The sequence below is a fragment of the uncultured Solobacterium sp. genome (assembly GCF_963517755.1).
In the GTDB taxonomy this organism is placed as follows: domain Bacteria; phylum Bacillota_I; class Bacilli_A; order Erysipelotrichales; family Erysipelotrichaceae; genus Bulleidia.
Map to the genome: position 1 here is coordinate 98,533 of NZ_CAUQGG010000001.1, position 17,540 is coordinate 116,072.

At 36.2% G+C, this 17,540-nt stretch carries 16 protein-coding genes and 1 tRNA gene; 1 reads left to right on the forward strand and 16 read right to left on the reverse strand.

Annotated features, from left to right (window positions below; genetic code table 11):
• Nucleotide 1: 1 nt before the first annotated feature.
• The 16 genes from RWM19_RS00460 to RWM19_RS00535 all read right to left on the reverse strand — a co-directional run bounded on the left by RWM19_RS00460 (nucleotide 2) and on the right by RWM19_RS00535 (nucleotide 17,075).
• Nucleotides 2–1,276 (reverse strand): galactokinase family protein, encoded by a 1,275-nt coding sequence (locus RWM19_RS00460; protein WP_313982581.1) that lies wholly within the window; start codon nucleotides 1,274–1,276, stop codon nucleotides 2–4.
• Between the two features lie 13 nt (nucleotides 1,277–1,289).
• Complete coding sequence (rnc, locus tag RWM19_RS00465; RefSeq protein ID WP_294021868.1) at nucleotides 1,290–1,967, reverse strand: ribonuclease III; 678 nt, start codon at nucleotides 1,965–1,967, stop codon at nucleotides 1,290–1,292.
• 8 nt (nucleotides 1,968–1,975) lie between these two features.
• Nucleotides 1,976–3,988 (reverse strand): ATP-dependent DNA helicase RecG, encoded by a 2,013-nt coding sequence (recG, locus tag RWM19_RS00470; protein WP_313982583.1) that lies wholly within the window; start codon nucleotides 3,986–3,988, stop codon nucleotides 1,976–1,978.
• Between the two features lie 38 nt (nucleotides 3,989–4,026).
• Nucleotides 4,027–4,737: an MBL fold metallo-hydrolase gene (locus RWM19_RS00475; protein WP_313982585.1), complete on the reverse strand. Its 711-nt coding sequence runs from the start codon at nucleotides 4,735–4,737 to the stop codon at nucleotides 4,027–4,029.
• Nucleotides 4,738–4,739: 2 nt separating this feature from the next.
• Nucleotides 4,740–5,924, reverse strand: coding sequence for an MFS transporter (locus RWM19_RS00480; RefSeq protein ID WP_313982586.1), 1,185 nt, complete (start codon nucleotides 5,922–5,924; stop codon nucleotides 4,740–4,742).
• A gap of 79 nt (nucleotides 5,925–6,003) precedes the next feature.
• Nucleotides 6,004–7,611: a DAK2 domain-containing protein gene (locus RWM19_RS00485; RefSeq protein WP_313982588.1), complete on the reverse strand. Its 1,608-nt coding sequence runs from the start codon at nucleotides 7,609–7,611 to the stop codon at nucleotides 6,004–6,006.
• An 18-nt stretch (nucleotides 7,612–7,629) separates the two neighbouring features.
• Nucleotides 7,630–7,989, reverse strand: coding sequence for an Asp23/Gls24 family envelope stress response protein (locus tag RWM19_RS00490; protein WP_006526510.1), 360 nt, complete (start codon nucleotides 7,987–7,989; stop codon nucleotides 7,630–7,632).
• A 96-nt stretch (nucleotides 7,990–8,085) separates the two neighbouring features.
• Nucleotides 8,086–9,153 (reverse strand): FtsQ-type POTRA domain-containing protein, encoded by a 1,068-nt coding sequence (locus RWM19_RS00495; RefSeq protein ID WP_313982591.1) that lies wholly within the window; start codon nucleotides 9,151–9,153, stop codon nucleotides 8,086–8,088.
• The gene (gene murB, locus RWM19_RS00500) at nucleotides 9,144–10,043 is read right to left on the reverse strand and encodes a UDP-N-acetylmuramate dehydrogenase (RefSeq protein ID WP_313982593.1); all 900 of its coding nucleotides are present in this window, start codon (nucleotides 10,041–10,043) and stop codon (nucleotides 9,144–9,146) included. Before murB ends, RWM19_RS00495 begins: the two co-directional genes overlap by 10 nt.
• A complete protein-coding gene (locus RWM19_RS00505) occupies nucleotides 10,036–11,109 on the reverse strand; it encodes a UDP-N-acetylglucosamine--N-acetylmuramyl-(pentapeptide) pyrophosphoryl-undecaprenol N-acetylglucosamine transferase (protein ID WP_313982595.1) in 1,074 nt (357 codons plus the stop codon). The genes murB and RWM19_RS00505 overlap by 8 nt, the downstream gene beginning before the upstream one ends.
• 96 nt (nucleotides 11,110–11,205) lie before the next feature.
• Nucleotides 11,206–11,790 carry a ribosome biogenesis GTP-binding protein YihA/YsxC gene (gene yihA / locus RWM19_RS00510; RefSeq protein WP_294023880.1) on the reverse strand — a complete coding sequence of 195 codons (585 nt, stop codon included), beginning with the start codon at nucleotides 11,788–11,790 and terminating at the stop codon, nucleotides 11,206–11,208.
• On the reverse strand, nucleotides 11,790–14,108 hold the full coding sequence (gene lon / locus RWM19_RS00515; protein WP_399553420.1) for an endopeptidase La: 2,319 nt from the start codon (nucleotides 14,106–14,108) through the stop codon (nucleotides 11,790–11,792). The genes yihA and lon overlap by 1 nt, the downstream gene beginning before the upstream one ends.
• Before the next feature lie 74 nt (nucleotides 14,109–14,182).
• A complete protein-coding gene (gene tig / locus RWM19_RS00520; protein WP_313982600.1) occupies nucleotides 14,183–15,583 on the reverse strand; it encodes a trigger factor in 1,401 nt (466 codons plus the stop codon).
• Nucleotides 15,584–15,726: 143 nt separating this feature from the next.
• Nucleotides 15,727–16,425: a DUF3196 family protein gene (locus RWM19_RS00525; protein ID WP_313982602.1), complete on the reverse strand. Its 699-nt coding sequence runs from the start codon at nucleotides 16,423–16,425 to the stop codon at nucleotides 15,727–15,729.
• A 56-nt stretch (nucleotides 16,426–16,481) separates the two neighbouring features.
• A tRNA-Arg gene (locus tag RWM19_RS00530) sits at nucleotides 16,482–16,558 on the reverse strand.
• Between the two features lie 46 nt (nucleotides 16,559–16,604).
• Nucleotides 16,605–17,075: a metallophosphoesterase gene (locus RWM19_RS00535; protein ID WP_294025987.1), complete on the reverse strand. Its 471-nt coding sequence runs from the start codon at nucleotides 17,073–17,075 to the stop codon at nucleotides 16,605–16,607.
• An 88-nt stretch (nucleotides 17,076–17,163) separates the two neighbouring features.
• Between RWM19_RS00535 and RWM19_RS00540 the strand changes: the two genes are divergently transcribed.
• The gene (locus RWM19_RS00540; protein WP_313982604.1) at nucleotides 17,164–17,538 is read left to right on the forward strand and encodes a hypothetical protein; all 375 of its coding nucleotides are present in this window, start codon (nucleotides 17,164–17,166) and stop codon (nucleotides 17,536–17,538) included.
• The last annotated feature ends 2 nt before the right edge of the window (nucleotides 17,539–17,540 follow it).

Below are 17,540 nucleotides of genomic sequence, written 5' to 3' on the forward strand. Positions count from 1 at the left end.
GCTAAATAACGCAAATACCACCACAGTCACGAATACGTAACTTGTAGCAACAATCTTTACCGAATGTAGATTCCATCAAGGTGATATATTCAGATGTCTTTGCGTGTGGTACGTATGCTTGAATTGTTCCTGCAAAACCACCTCCATGAACACGGCACGCACCATCATCACCAAGTACAGACTCACTCAAAGCTAACGCAATCGCGAGTGCTTGATTGTGACTATCACCTGGAATTAACACATTCTGTAGATACATATAAGATGAATGACCACTTTCATTTACCAAGTGTAAGAACGTCTTAATATCATTCTTCTTTAATGCTTCTGCCTGTAGTTTGGCACGACTTGTTTCGTTTAGAAAGTGATATGCACGTAAAAATGCACGATCACCGACTTCCTTACGAATCTTAGCAGTATTCTCTAACAATTCGTTTAAGGAAATCTGGCTTAATACTTCCTTACCAAATAATTTGGCAACTGCTTTCATTTCATGAGGTACAGCACTATATTCATCACTTAAATCCGCATGGCTTGCCTTGACGTCTGTCAAAATTAAGTCGTATCCATAATCTGCTGGATTAAATGGGATCGAGGTAACTTGTGGATTTTCTTTATTCGCAAAATCCATTGCCGCAAAGCTACCTACAGAACATGCCATCTGATCTAAAAGACCGCTTGCTTTCATGAAATATACATTCTCAGAAAACTGACCAATCTTGGCTATTTCTTCTGAAGAAATCATTGCGTCATTATATAAGTGACTAAAGATTGTTCCGATTAATACTTCAAATGCAGCAGAACTAGACATACCACCACCAGAAAGTACATTGCTCTCTGAATATGCCTTAAATCCACCAACTTTATAACCTTTTTTTGTGAAGCCAGCAGCGATACCACGAATTAAAGATTCTGTTGTATTCTTTTCAGCCTCATTAATTTCTAAATTATGCAAATCAACTGGGCTAACACTAAATCCCTTAGCATGATATGTAATAATAAAATCATCTGTAGGAACAACTACCGCGATGACATCTAAATCAATACTAGCAGCGACTACACGACCTAATTGATGGTCTGTATGATTGCCACCTACTTCTGTTCTTCCTGGTGCACTAAAGATATGTGCTTCTTTATCCCCTAATAAATCTTTCGCTTTCAAAAGTACTTCTTCATAGCGCACTTTTTGTGATGCAAGTGCTTCTGCACCATAGAGTGCTGTCAACTTATCGTCTAATTGACCTGTCTTGACTGCGTTAATAATATCTGTAATGACCATTATATCCCCCTTATTATTTAGCCATTTTCTCAAATGCGTTTCGAGCCGCATTTTGCTCTGCTTGCTTTTTAGATTGTCCACTACCTGTACCAAGTACTAATCCATCAACCAAAACATTCATCACAAATTCCGGTGCGTTGCTTGGCCCTGTTTCACTAACCAGTTCATATTTTACTGTCTGTCGTGAATCAGATTGTACATATTCTTGTAGTTTTGTTTTATAGTCATGAATCACTCCCACATCTTCAGGATGTGCAAGTCTTGGCGTAATCACTTCTGAAAGAATGTTATCAACTGCATTCATTCCTTGATCTAGGAATAATGCACCTAGGAATGCTTCAAACATGTCTGCGATAATCGCATCCTTGTTTCTACCACCCGTCTTTTCTTCGCCAGAACCTAATAATAAATAATCATTAAGATGTAACTGGCGACCATAAATTGCTAATGCTTTTTCACATACAAGTTGTGCACGTAAACGTGTCATATGCCCTTCACTTAGATTCAAAGGATAAATCGCATTACTAGACCATAGTTGTAATACTGCATCTCCCATAAACTCCAAGCGTTCGTTATCATTCTTACTCTTATGCTCATGTGCATAACTAGAATGTATAAAAGCCTGTTGTACCATCTTTTTATTATTTACCTTGATATGACGATTTTCTAGCCATTCAATAATATTCAAAATAACACCTCCTAATCCGCATATTCCGCATTTTTTTCATTCCGCTTTTGAACGGTTTCTAATAATATCTGATAATCCGGATTATCTGCAGATTCCATCACTTTTAAAGCGTCTTTTCGCGCTTGATTAATCATTGCGGTATCCTCAACGATATTTCCTAAAATAAAGTCTGGAACACCACTTTGTCTAGTACCAAGTATATCACCAGGCCCACGCAAACGTAAATCTTCATACGATATCTCAAAGCCATTGTTTGATTTAACAAGTACTTCTAAACGCTGTAATACACGTTCATCTTGACTGGCTGTTAATAACCAACAATATCCTTGTTCACTACCACGTTGGATACGTCCACGCAACTGATGTAACTGTGATAGACCAAACCGGTCCGCATCATAGATAATCATCCCTGTCGCATTAACAACATTGACACCAACTTCAACCACAGTTGTAGATACCAATATCTGTATATCATTGTCATGGAATGCTTGCATAATTGCTTGTTTTTCGTCTGTGGACATACGACCATGCAAGCAAGCTACTTTATATTGTGGAAATAACTTCTGTATCGATTCCATCGTATCATAGACATTTCTAGCATGATATTCTTCATTTTCATCGACGGCTGCACATATAACATATAACTGTCTTCCACTTATAAGAAGACGTTTTACATCTTCTAAAACTGTACGAAAACTATTCTCTTTGATAAGTGTAGTGAAAGGCGTAATTCTTCCTGCTGGCATAGTCTCTATCGTACTAACATCCATGTCTCCAAATAAAGATGCCGCAAGCGTTCTAGGAATTGGAGTGGCACTCATCAAAAGGAAATCAACTTGCTCACCCTTTTGTTTTAAAGCCTTACGCTGTGCAACACCAAAACGCTGTTGTTCATCCGCTATAGTTAATCCTAACTTATGAAAGGTTACAGAATCTTGAATCATACTGTGTGTACCTATCAAGATATCAATTTTCCCTGATGCCACATCCTTTAATATCTCATTCTTCTTCGCAGATGATAAAGCTGAATATAACACTTCTGTTTTAACGCCAAATGGTGCAAGAACTTCATTTACTGATTGGTAATGTTGTCGAGCCAGTATTTCCGTTGGTGCTAGCATTGCAGCTTGATATCCGCTTAAGAAAGCTGCATATAAGGCAAGTGTTGCCACAACAGTCTTACCACAGCCAACATCTCCCTGTACCAAGCGATACATCGCATGCGTACTACCCATATCATACAAAATCTTCTCTAATGTATCTCTTTGATCAGCTGTCATTTCAAAGCTAAGACTTTGAATTGCTTGCTGAATCTTCTTTGACGAAAAGATTTTCGGCTTTTTTGTAATACGAATTCCCTCCGTACTACGCATGAGTTGAATTGCAGTAAAAAAACGTAAAAACTCAGCATACTTTAATGTACGTACTGCAGCTTGCACTTCATTCATACTACTTGGAATATGAATACAACGATACGCAAGTTTGAGTGGTAGCAATCGATATGCTTGTCTAAATTCTTCAGGAATATCATCAATTATTTCATCGTGTAATTGATTTAGAACAGAATGAATAATTGTTTGTAATGTCTTTTGCCGAATCCCATCCTTAATACTATAGATAGGTGTAATAGGCGCATGTTCTACCAAACTCTTTGTGTCATAGCTCATTGCAGTAACTTTACAGTTACCCTGATATACACCTTGTATTGTCAATATTTGGTTTAAATTTAATGACTTCGCCCAAGGTCGATTAAATATAGTAATGGTCAAAATTTGCTCCTGAAAGCGCACTTGAAAAGTAGTTGTTACAAGTCTACCTTTACGCCAACTTCTTGGAAGTTGAACAACTTCCCCTTCAAACCAGACTTTATCTTTGATTTTCCAATCTGAAAAAGCAGAAGTTGTAATAACCTCATAACGATATGGATAATACATCAAAAGATCATCTGTTGTATAAAGGCCAAGTTCATGTAATATTTGTACTCGCTTTGAAGTTAATTTTAGTCTTTTATCACTTAAATCCATGTGTTTATTATACCATTGAACTTATAAAATGATTCCGTTTACAACGCAGCTTTAAGCTTATTTAAGATTTCTTCTTTTGTAAGTTTAAAGTCATCATGTCCACGTAAATAATATGCAAAATCTAATCCCTCCAAAAATTGAATAAAGGATGTTAAACGCGCTGGATCATACTGACTATTATTATCGTAATAGTCTTCATATTCCGCATCAGCCGCAATTACTATTTTCTCTTCTTTTACATAATATAAAACAGCATCTCTTGTATGCGGTGTATCAATTTGAATACCTTTTACGTGAATATCACCTAAATCAATTTCTATTTCACTATGAAATGTAATATCTGCATTACATACTTGAATTGTTCCGATATCTAAATACTGCTTATGCATACAATCGTAACAAAACTGTATATCTTCTCCTGTCTTTAAACGATCATGCATCGCCTCTTCTGTCCATTTCCAATTTTTTACTTTCTTTAAGTATTCATTGGTTTTTACAGAAGCAATCATTGGAACACTACAAGTAACCATACCAAAGGTATGATCCCAATGCCAATGTGTAATCGCTAAAAGCTTGGGTGGATTTAAACCTAAGTCTTTCACTTCCGATAAAAATTTATGGTAGTTTTCAGGACTATTACCAGCATCTATCTGTAAGTTAAACTTAGAGCCATGAATCAGATAGACGTAAGGTTGATCTGTTTCTGGATTGTTATCCATGTAATAAATATGATTTGTAAATTTCTTCATAGTTACCTCTTTGTATTTTGTATACCTGCAAATGCAATCATCGTACCGATACAAGATAAAATAGCACCAACCAGTAATGCATGTGATATACCACTAAAGTCAATTAACCATCCACCGATGATTGATGAAAATACCGCACCACCAGTTTGCATTAAATTAAACATCATCTGTGCTTTAACAGTATCTTTCTCATCAATGATAATATTTGCATATTGCACAGATGCAGGAATATATATCGCAAAAGAAACAACTTGTAAAGCAAAACCAAAAGTTAAAGTCATCAATGATGGAGATAACCAAACAATGATAGCTTTGATACTAAACATAATCATCGAAAATAAGAGTAAAGAAGATACTTTAAAACGACGACTGATCTCTTTAAAGCCAATCATACCTGGAAGTTCCATAAGTGCCATAAACGCAATGAGATATCCCATTTCACGATTGTCTCCACCAACATTACGCACAATAGAAATCGTAAAGTTTGTTATGAAGGCATGAGCGTAATAGATAAATAACATTGCGATAGATAAAATCATAAACCTCGGATTTTCTTTGAAGAAGACAAACAACGAACTTGAACGTTTCTTCTCTAAAGTCAATACAGCTTTGATATTACTATTAATACTATGACGAGTAATAAATATGCATAATCCGATGATTAATAGCGCAATGATAAATAATGCCAAAGGAATCGATTTCATTCCGATTCTTTCAACCGTGATACCCATCAAAGCCGAAAGAATCGCAAAGCATAATGAGCCACCCGCTCTGCATAAGCCAAAATTAATTTTTGACTTTGAAGTATCCATTAAAAATTGTATTGATGTCAAAAATGAAATCACGGCATTCGCTAGCGTAATCATCACGACATAAATAAGTGTTAATATAAGTGAACGAACACCGATAAAGAATAGTCCAATTGAGCATACAAAGATAATCTCAATCGAAACCAAAAATATAGTCATAGCATTAATTTTCTTCGAGCGATCTGCTAAATCCGCAAAAAATGGCTGTAAAATTAAAGCACATATATTTGCGGAAGCCAAGATATAACCTGCTTCAGAATTGGAATATCCGCATGATAAAAGATAGGTTACTGAAAAACCAACAACCATGCAATAAGTCATCCAAAATAACGATTGTAATGAAAAATATTCAATATTTAATTGCTTTGTATTATCCATATATTCCTAACGTATATATCATACATGAAGGATTTAAAAAAAGGAACATTCCACACAATTGGAGTGTTCCCTATTAGATTTATTCAGCACCGATAATGAAACTGTATACAGGTTGTTGACCATCTTCAACATCAATATCTACATTATAGTTCTGTTCTATAAATTGACGAACTTCTTCACATTCTTCATCAGTAGCTTCAGAACCCTTGATAAGTGTTACAACTTCTGTATCTTCATCACACATCTGCTTGATTAGTTCCTTCGTAACAGCTAGCTTATCCTTTTCATTAAAGATAATTTCCTTCTCTAAGATAGCCATGTAGTCGCCAGAATTAATCTGCTTTCCATCTACTGTTGTATCCTTAACAGCGTAAGTAACAGAACCAGTCTTAACTAGTGTAATAGCTTCATTCATCGCCTCAGTATTTACATCTACTTCTTCCTCTGGGTTGAAGCTAATGCAAGCACTTAAGCCCTGTGGTACAGATTTTGTTTCGATAACAATAATCTTCTTATCTTCTGTAACTTCAGCAGCTTGTTTTGCGGCCATAATAATATTTGAGTTATTTGGCAAGATATAGATTGTATCTGCATGTACCTTAGAAATCGCAGTAACAAAGTCTTCTGTGGATGGATTCATTGTCTGACCACCACTAACAACATAGTTTACACGATAATCAGTAAATAACTTCTTCAATCCTTCACCTGCAGCTACAGCGATAATACCATAAGCTGCATTTTCAATCACAGCTTCTTCTGCTTCCATCAAGGATGGTTGTAAGTCAGATTGAATATCTTCCACTTGAACCTTTGTAAACTTACCATACTTCTGTCCAAGCATTAATACTTCCCCTGGTGTCATAGAATGTACACTTAATGCAAATGTATCTTCTTTTACAGCCAATTGGATATCATTACCAATCTGTTCTAATTGCTTACGAACTCTTTCTTCCTTAAAAGTCTTCTTACCGTTATCGCTCAGAGTAACGATATATTCAACACGATATCCAGAAGCTTTTTCACTAACTTCGCTCTCTGCATTACCACCTGCTAGATTCTCAGTAATTGGATTTCCTTGTAGATAAGACTTGAAACCTTCAAGAATTGTTACATAACCCATCGCACCAGAGTCCACACAATGTGCTTCCTTTAGTACATCTAATAATTCAGGCGTACGCTGTAGAGAGGCATTTGCTTCATCGACAATATAATTTACAAACTCTTCCATAGAAGCTTCAGGATGGTCATTAATAAAGATTTCCCCATACTCTGAACTTTCTCTTACAACGGTTAAGATTGTACCTTCTGTAGGACGCATAACTGCCTTATACGCCATCTTAGATCCATTTATTAAAGCTTCAGAGAATTCTTTCACCGTAAGTTCTTCTTTATCTTTAGCATACTGTGCAAATCCACGGAAAATCTGGGACAAAATAACACCTGAATTACCGCGTGCCCCCATTAATAAACCACGGCTGAAAATCTTCGCAACAGTTGATAGTGACTCAGATCCACTTTTTGTTACTTCTGAGATACCATTCAAAATAGTCAAAGACATATTTGTACCTGTATCTCCATCTGGTACTGGGAATACATTCATGGCATCAACTGCTTTACGTTGATTGCTTAAATTGTGTGCTCCACTTTCCAGTAAATTTTTTAAAATTAAACCATTAATCTTTTCCATTACAATAACCCCATATCCTTATGCTACGACGCGAACGCCCTGAACAAAGACATTCACCTGGGCAACTTCCTGGGAGAGTGACTTTTCAAGCATATACTTAACTTTCTTCTGTGCTTCGGTAACAACTTCTGAGATCTTAACACCGAAACTTACAACGATATATAAATCAATTTCTAAACCAGCTTTACCATTACGAACAACTACACCTTTCGTATAGTTTTCTTTCTTTAATAGTTCAGCCCAGCCATCTTTTAAAATTTGTTTGCTGGCCATACCAACAACACCATAAGATTCTGTAATTACCCCACCAGCTAACGAAGCAACTGCTTCTTCTGAAACGGAGATACTACCATAGTTTGTTTTCTTTTCAACTGTCATAAGTTACTCCTTACTAACGTTATGTATTATATCAAAATGGTTATTATTATACAAAATATGTTACCTGTATATCGTTTATTTCACAGGATTTTCATGTTACTGCGCAGGTGTTGGTGTATTCAAAACACCAGTAGAATAATATCCTGCTTTGTAATTTTCTTGGAACTTATCATCAATAACCTCAATTCCTTTATCATCAATTGGTATTGCGATAGGATTCCCATTTGCATCAATTGCAACATTTCCTTCAGCATCTGTATAGAAGTGTTTCTCTATTGGTAAACCACTTGCATCAGTACGAACATTGCCTTCAGCATCATACCAATATGTAATATTTGTAACTGCCGTTGCTGTATCTGATGACTTCTGTTCCCATGGACAAGCAGCTGTATAGGCTACTTGATCTTTGCTAGTCCCCCACAAACACTTTGTTTTATCTGTAGCTTGACTGTAGATTGTAAAGTAATCATTTAAAATCTTCAGATTGTTATACGAAGCTACAAAGTAACTACCAATGCGCATGTGCACCAGTAATGCATGTGCATCATAGCGTAATGGATATACAGAGATTGTAGAAATCTGCTGCAAAATAGAATCATCAATCTCATTTAATGCGACCGATACTTTTTTTAATAAATCTGTATCACTAAAACCAATTAATTTTGGAAGCGATGCGACTACTTGTCGATTGCTATCATCAATAGTCGTTTGCTCACCATTACCGAACCAAATTAGTTCAGATCCCTCAGATTGATAGCCAACTAACTTCTTTTCTTTTACAGTAATTATTATCGTATTACCACTGTTTAGACTGACTTTTGCATCCTCAATTAATGGATTAACTTCTAGTTTTCTTTCCACTAATACAGGTACTGTAAAATATAATTTTGAAGAGTTATTCACACCAGCAATTTTCTTAATATAGTCATCACTTAAATAATTTGTTCCATCAATTGATACCGCTCTAACAGAAGACATTGGTGATAGTAAATACATCACCATAATCACAACAATGGCGACTACCACTGCTAGATTAAATAACGCTGGTTGTCTCGAACGAAATAATTTAAGATTTGCTGCCAAACGCTTATTTTTAAAGATTCTTTCAACCGCTTCTGGAATCTTTTCGAAATCTGCGTTTAATCGATTCTTCTTTACTTCCAATTGAACTTCTCCACTTCCATCTTGAGATCAATATTATATTTATTTTTAACTTCTCTTTGAATTTCTTCAATCAAAGTCAAATACTCAAGTGCGGTTGCTTTATGAACGTTCAAGATAAAATTACAATGTTTATCACTAACCATCGCCCCACCAATTTGTTTTCCACGATAGCCAATACCATCAATTAGTTGCCATGCATTATGTCCTTCTGGATTCTTAAATACAGAACCACAGCTTGGAAAGTTTAGTGGTTGTGAGTCTACTCTTCTCTTTCGGCGAGAATCCATTAATGCTTCAATCTCTTCTCTTGGCTTTGGTGTTAAACCATAACGTACACCTAAAATCAACCAATTTGGATTAGATTGGAAGATACTATGACGATAGGAGAAATCACATTCAGATACCTTTAACCATACTAACTGATGGTCACGATATACAAGTACTTCTTTGATAACATCTTTCATGCTGATATTATAAGCACCTGCATTCATAAAAATACATCCACCTACAGTAGCAGGAATACCACTAGCAAACTCCAATCCAGAAAGACCGCGCTTCATCGCTTCTGTCGATAAAGAAATAATTGAGCACCCTGCTTCTGCTACGAGGTCATTTCCATCAAAGTATTGATGGTTAAAGAAACGATCTAAGCAGATAACAACCCCATTAAATTCATCATCAGAACAAAGTAAATCACTACCCTTACCAATTACTTTAAATGGAAGTTGATTCTCTTCGATAATACGAAAGATTCCATCAATCGCAATATAAGTTTCTGGGTATACAACATACTTTGCGTTTCCACCAATACGTAGTGTTGTCATCATTCTTAAAGGTTTATCTGCTTCTGTAGTAGCGTAAAAGCTCAATCGCTCTAAAATTTTATCCATGTAATACCTCCTCAATCCAATCAATCATCTGATTTGCCGCATTCACTTTAGCAAGCTTATGGGCATTTTCTTTTAACTTGTTGCATCTTAGTTGATCATGAACAAGCATATTTACAGTTGTAGCCAGTAATTGGGGACTCAACTCATTCTCTTCAATCATAATTGCCGCATCTTTTTCAGCCAGTTCTTTTGCGTTATAAACCTGATGGTTATTTGCAACAAATGGGCTAGGAATCAACACAGCAGCTGCAGGTAAAGCACAAATTTCTGAGATTGTTGTAGCACCTGCACGTGTAACAGCAAGTGTACATCCCTTTAATGCTTGTTTACCATCGATATATGGTACAAACTTTATATTGTTGAAATCTGTATTTTGAAACTGATAAGAATTTGCTTTACCGTTTACAATTATAACCTGAAAGTCATAATCAAAAAGTGGAATTGCTTCATCAATAACTTTTGAAACAGATGATGATCCTAACGATCCCATCATAAATACAACAAATGGAATATCTTTAGATAATCCTATTTTCTCAATCACTTCTGGATTAAAAACGACATCCTTTACAACAGATGCGGATGGATTTCCTAAAATACGTACATTTGCTTTCGACATCTGTAATTTATTGCTTTCATAACATCCTACAACCGCGTCTACAAAATGACTTAAAAATTTATTTGCTTTACCAGCAAAGCTATTCTGTTCATGTAACATTGTTTTGATGCCGAGATGATGTGCCGCAAGAATTAACGGAACACTAATATAATTTCCAAACCCAATACAAATATCTGGTTTCTCCTGCTTTAATATCTGTTTTAATTCAAAATATGCTTGCATCAACGACGTTGCATATTTCACTTTTGAAATAATGGAACCTGCTGTTGTTGTAATATGCAAACCATAGAATTTATAACCAGCATCTGGAATGACAGTGGCTTCCATACGGTTATCAGAACCCACAAAAATAACTTCATTTTCTGGATTACGTAGTTTCAATATATGTGCAAAATCTAGTGCAGGGTTAATATGACCACCAGTTCCCCCTGTCGCTATCATAATCTTCATAGGATACCTCTAATATTTCAATATTATTTTAGCATAATACGCTTTTAGATGGACAAAGTAAAAACAAAAGATGGTATCTACCGAAGTAGAAACCATCTATTGTGCTATAAGTTGGTCAATCTTTTCCCAAACAACTTCTAAGCCTTGTTTTTTCTCAGAATTCACAGGAATTAATGCATTCTCTTGGATACCTAGAGTTGCAGAAATCTTTTTTAAATTCTGTAACATTTGACTTCTCGATAACTTATCAATTTTCGTGCATACCGCAAAGATTGCTAGATGTGATTCTTTGCCATATTCAACCATTTGTATATCGTCATTACTTGGAACTCTTCTAGCATCCAATACAATAATCATTGCTTTTAACTGATCTCTTTTTGCAAAATATGGATCAATTAACTTAGCGAATGCCAAAGCACTTTGACGATCACTTGTCGCATAACCATACCCAGGTGCATCCGTAAATACAACCTTGTTATCGACAGAGAAGAAATTCAAAAGTCTTGTCTTACCTGGTGTCTTACCAGAGTATGCTAAGTTTTTACGATTCACTAAGCCATTAATAAGTGTACTTTTTCCTGCATTCGATCTTCCTACAAAGATAATTTCAGGTAAATCACTCACAGGCCACTGTGTCTCTAACGCTGCTGTCTTTAGCAGGAATGCATCATGGTACTGCATTAGTGCACCAACGCCTCCCTAAGCACTTGAGAAACAGTCTCAACAGGAATAAATGTAACTGCCTTTTTCACTGTTTCTGGTACATCATCTAAGTCGCGAACATTATTCTTTGGAATCAAGACTTTCTTAATACCAACACGGTGTGCAGCTAACGACTTCTCTCTTAAGCCACCAATTGGTAATACATTACCACGCAGTGTTACTTCACCAGTCATCGCAATATCACGATAGACCGGTGTATCTGTAAGTGCAGAAACAATCGCAGTTGTTAGAGTAACACCAGCTGAAGGACCATCCTTTGGAACTGCACCTTCTGGCACATGAATATGAATGTCATTGGAATCAAAGAATTTAGGGTCAATATTTAACTCTTTCGCATGAGCCTTTACATAGTCAAGCGCAATAGATGCACTTTCCTTCATAACATCTCCTAATTGACCCGTAATAACAAGTCTACCTTTACCTTCGAAGTGGTTTACTTCAATCTGAAGTACATCGCCACCAAACTGTGTATAGGCAAGACCAGTTACGCAACCAATTTGATTCTTCTTTTCTTTATTACCATATTCAAAGATAATCTTCCCTAACCATTCACCAATTTGTTTCTTGGTAACAGTAATTGATTTCTTATTATCACGTAAAATTGCTAGAACAGTCTTACGGCATAATGACGCAATAATTCTCTCTAATTGACGAACACCCGCTTCACGTGTGTAATGACGAATCAAGTATAGAATCTCTGTATCTTTCAATTTAAACTGTGCTGGCTTTAGACCATTGTTTTTTAGTTGTTTAGGCACCAAATAATCCTTGGCAATACTTACCTTCTCGAGTTCTGTATAAGAAGACAAATCAATAATCTCTAAACGATCACGCAAAGGACCAGGAATATTTTCTAAGTAGTTTGCCGTCGCAATAAACATGACCTTAGATAAATCATATGGCTCTTCAAGATAGTGATCTGAGAATACTGCATTTTGCTCAGGGTCTAAAACCTCAAGCATTGCGTCACTTGGATCACCTTTGTAGTCAGCACCCATCTTATCTAATTCATCAATTAAAAATACTGGATTTAATACCTCAGCACGCTTCATTCCTTGAATGATGCGACCTGGCATTGAACCAAGATATGTACGACGATGGCCACGAATTTCAGCTTCATCACGCACACCACCTACAGACATCTTTACAAACTTACGGTCTAATGCACGAGCAATCGACTTTGCTAACGAAGTCTTACCAACACCTGGAGGACCTACTAAGCACAAGATTGGGCTGTTAAGAGATTGTGTCATCTGCTTTACGGCTAAATACTCCATAATACGATCCTTAATCTTATCAAGACCATAATGGTCTTCATCAAGGACATTACGTACAGCCTTTAAATCTTCAATATCTTCTGTAGTTTGCCACCACGGAACTGTTAATAGCCAATCTAAATAGTTACGAGAAACACTTGCTTCTCCACTTCCTGGAGGAAGCATTTCATATTTACGTAACTCTTCACGTGCCTTTTGTTTAACATGTTCTGGATAAGGATTTTTTTCAATCTGTTCACGTAACTCAGCGACATCATCTGTCATATTAGATACATCACCAAGTTCTTCTTTAATAGCCTTTAGTTTTTCACGTAGATAGTATTCTTTTTGACTATCATCAATACGATCTTTAACACGATCATTGATGACTGTCTCAAGTTCAGAATAACGCTGCTGTTTTTCCAACTCTTCAACGATTAACAATAAACGATCATTAACGTTTGTCGTTTCTAATAAACGCTGACGAGTTGCTTGGTCAAATAAACTAAAATATTGACCAAATTGATCCCCTAATGTTTCAGCATTTACACCAAGAGATAACTGTTGTACAACCTCAGGTGGAAATACTGCAGCTACCTGCGCCATTCCTTCTAATTTATCAACTACCTTTTTCACCAATGCGTATTCTTCGCTCTTATCACCATAAGAATCGGTTAATGGAGTAACATCTGCATACATTAGCTCTTTACTATCGTAAAGTTTCGCTAACTTCGCACGACGCATGCCAGTAAAAGTCACACGCATGAAACCTTCTTTCTTACGTACAACTTTGATCTTCGCAATTGTTCCGACTGTATATAAATCTTTCTCTGTTGGATTGTCTACCATAATATCATTCTGACAAACAAGCCAAACCATACTGTCGTATGAGGCACCTGCCTCATTCACGGCATTGATTGATTTTGGTCTTCCTACTTCAATCATTACATCATGTCCAGGGAATACAACAATTCCTCTAGTACATACGACAGGTACACGAACATTCACATTTTCGCTCATATTCATACCTCCTGAATCACTTTTGAAAATAAGACGCGAGCAGCGTCTTATTAACATTCTATATTGTAAACGAATTACTCAGCAGTTTCTTCTACTTCGCTCTTCTTTTTACGTGTTGTCTTCTTTACCGGCTTTTCTTCTGTAGCTTCAGTCTTCTCTGCTTTCTTTGTTGTCTTCTTAGCAGCCTTCTTCGCAGGCTTCTTGCCACCAGCAGCGTTTTCCTTAACGAATGCATACGCCTTTTCGTTACGAACATCACGCTTCAACATATCTACACTGATATATGTTTTCACTTGTTCAACCGGCATATTGTACTGTGCAGCGATGTTGTTGTATTCATTTTCAAGATCTTCTTCAGTTGGCTCTAAAGCTTCAACCTTAGCAATCTCTTCAAGAATCAATCTTAACTTCGCTGTCTTAGTAGCGTTATCAGTATATTCAGCACGAACATCTTCAATCTTCTTGCCCATCATAGATAAGTATTGGTTGAAGTTCATACCATATTGAGAAATCTGTTGTGCTAACTGTTGAATTTGGTTATTCACTTCTTCTTCAACAAGTACTTCTGGTAAGTCAATTTCTGCATTTTCAACTAACTTATCCATTAGTGCTGTATCAGCCTTGTTTTCAGCCTGAGACTTCTTACCATCTTCGATACGTGTACGAATCATGTTCTTTAAGTCAGCGACTGTTTCAACACCGGCAGCATTAACATCCTTTGCAAAGTCATCGTTAACTTCTGGTAATACCTTAGTCTTAACTTCGTTAACCTTAACTTTGAATACAACAGCTGCGCCCTTTAAATCTTCAGCATGGTAATTCTCTGGGAATGTAAGATTTAATTCCTTTTCTTCACCAGCCTTAACGCCAACTAACTGTTCTTCAAATCCAGGGATGAAGGAATGGGAACCTAATACTAAATCATAATTAGTACCCTTACCACCATCAAATGCAACACCATCCTTGAAACCTTCGTAGTCAATATTCACTGTATCGCCTTCAGCAGCAGCGCCATCCTTAGTCTGAACTTCTGCATACTGCTCGCGCATACGGTTTAATTCAGCCTCAACTTCTTCATCGCTTACAGCAACTTCATCAAGATTGTATTCTAATCCCTTATAATCGCCTAACTTCACTTCAGGCATAACAGCAAATGTAAATACTAATTCAACACCATTTGCATCAATAGACTTAATATCCAACTGTGGTTGGCTAATAGGTACTAATTTTTCAGCTTCTAATGCTGCACGCATCCATACGTTTGCGTTATCATCTACAGCTGTGATGAATCTTTCGTTATCAGAAACACGCTTTTCGATCAAAGCCTTAGGTGCCTGTCCCTTACGGAAACCATTGATAGATACATTCTTAGCAATCTTATTGAATGCCTTCTTTACTGCATCTGCCCATTCTTTACCTTCAATTTTAACTGTTAAATCTCCAACTGATTTTTCTTTGAGTGTCCAATTTGACATCTTATTAACTCCTTTTCGCTTTTTTATTGCTTGCATATTATACCAAAGATACAATATTTCGGCTATGTTTTTACTATATTACGGTCGATTTTAGCACTCGACCACTATGCCTGCTAATATCCTACAAAGTTTAGGGATGAAAGTCAATGCAATGTTTTCACATATGCAAGTTGTTTAGATACTTTCTGATAGATTTCCCCTTCATCCATCATATCTGATACTTGTTTCAGCATTGCAAGTGCTAAATCTTCTGCTTCGTCCACATCATAAGACAGCGGTAAAAATACATATACTTCATGAATTAATAACGTCCTAGCCATCTCATAGAAATTTGGATGATCATTCTCTAACCAATCTTTTAGATAGGATTGTGCCTTCAAGAAACCTTCAGACTTATGTACAGGAACAATATCATCTGACCAGAATGTATATTCAACGCCATTCTTAATCAGTGTAAATTCATCAGAAATTTCTTGTTCAGAAAGACCTTCAATCAATAACGCAGCTGCCTCTGGACATGGATCTTTAGATAAATAATCTTTAATCTCAACAAGGCAATCTCGCAAGTTACGTGTTACCAATACACTGGCAGCTGCTAATTGTGACTTTGGCTTTCCTTTTAACTTTCTTAATAGAGAATCCAAACTATCTTCTTTAATCTCTTTTACATCGCTCAAGCGATAGTTTAGTTCTCTTTTATAACTTTTTAATTTTTGTTCGATATCAATAGGAATATATGGCATATTCAATTCTTTTTGAACTAAGAAATTCGCATCACCATATTTGCCTTGTTGCATTAAACCTTCTATCTCAGTAAGAATTTCATCGTAGTAATTTGTCATATAGCCTCCTAGATAAAAGATACCGTCGACTGATTGCCGACGGTATCTTTTCTATATGGCGTCCTCGAAGAGATTCGAACTCTTGACCACACGCTTAGAAGGCGTGAGCTCTATCCAGCTGAGCTACGAGGACAGCACAATTAATATATCAAAATATCTATCAGTTTTCAAGATTAAATTTACATTTTATATCGTTTTAATTCTGCAGATACTTGTTGTCCATCAAAATGTAAAATCATATACGATGGCTTAGAACCGTCACGATTATAGCTAAGTGAACCAGGGTTAAATAAATGAATCTCTTCAAACTGTTCATCATATGGAACATGCGTATGTCCAAAGCATACAATATCACAACCGCGCTCTCTTGCATGTCGTACTAGACCAAATAACGAGCCATATCCAATATCATGATGACCATGCACCAATAAAATATGGTGGCCTTCTACTTCAAATACAAGTTCAGACTCATAATCGCCGTAGTAATCGCAATTGCCTTGTACGCATGCATATCCTTCTGTTAATTGCCTAGGCAGTTCACTATCACCCGCATGTAAGTATGCATATGCATCGGGATACATCTTGCGAATCTGTTTTAAACATTCCGTTTGTCTATGAGAGTCACTCACCAATATAATATCCTTTGACATTTCGTTCACCGTTGTAACTATTATAATGAATCTTTGTCATACGTAAAAGAGATAAACATGTTAAAATACCATTAAGGAGCGTATTTATATGAATATTTATCCCTACAACATGTATTTCTTATATGCCGCATGCGCATTTCTTATATGTTATCTCACCATATTTTTATTAAAAATGATGAACTTCCAAAAATTAATAAAGACTACTAATGTTAATATTCAAGTGATTAAAGCTAAAGTTGATCATTTACAATACGTTTCAAACGCAATCGATGAGCAAAATAAAGTAAAGAAGAAAATTCAGAAGCAACTCATTAAGATTCTTCTTCCTATCGTTGTTTCTATCATTCTAACTTATCGTCAAGATGAGGACTTACAAGGCCTTAAAGGTTACCTAACAGCTGGTAAACGTGAGTTTGTAAGACGTGGTAATAGTGAAGTCTTCAAACGTATATTCACCAAATAAAA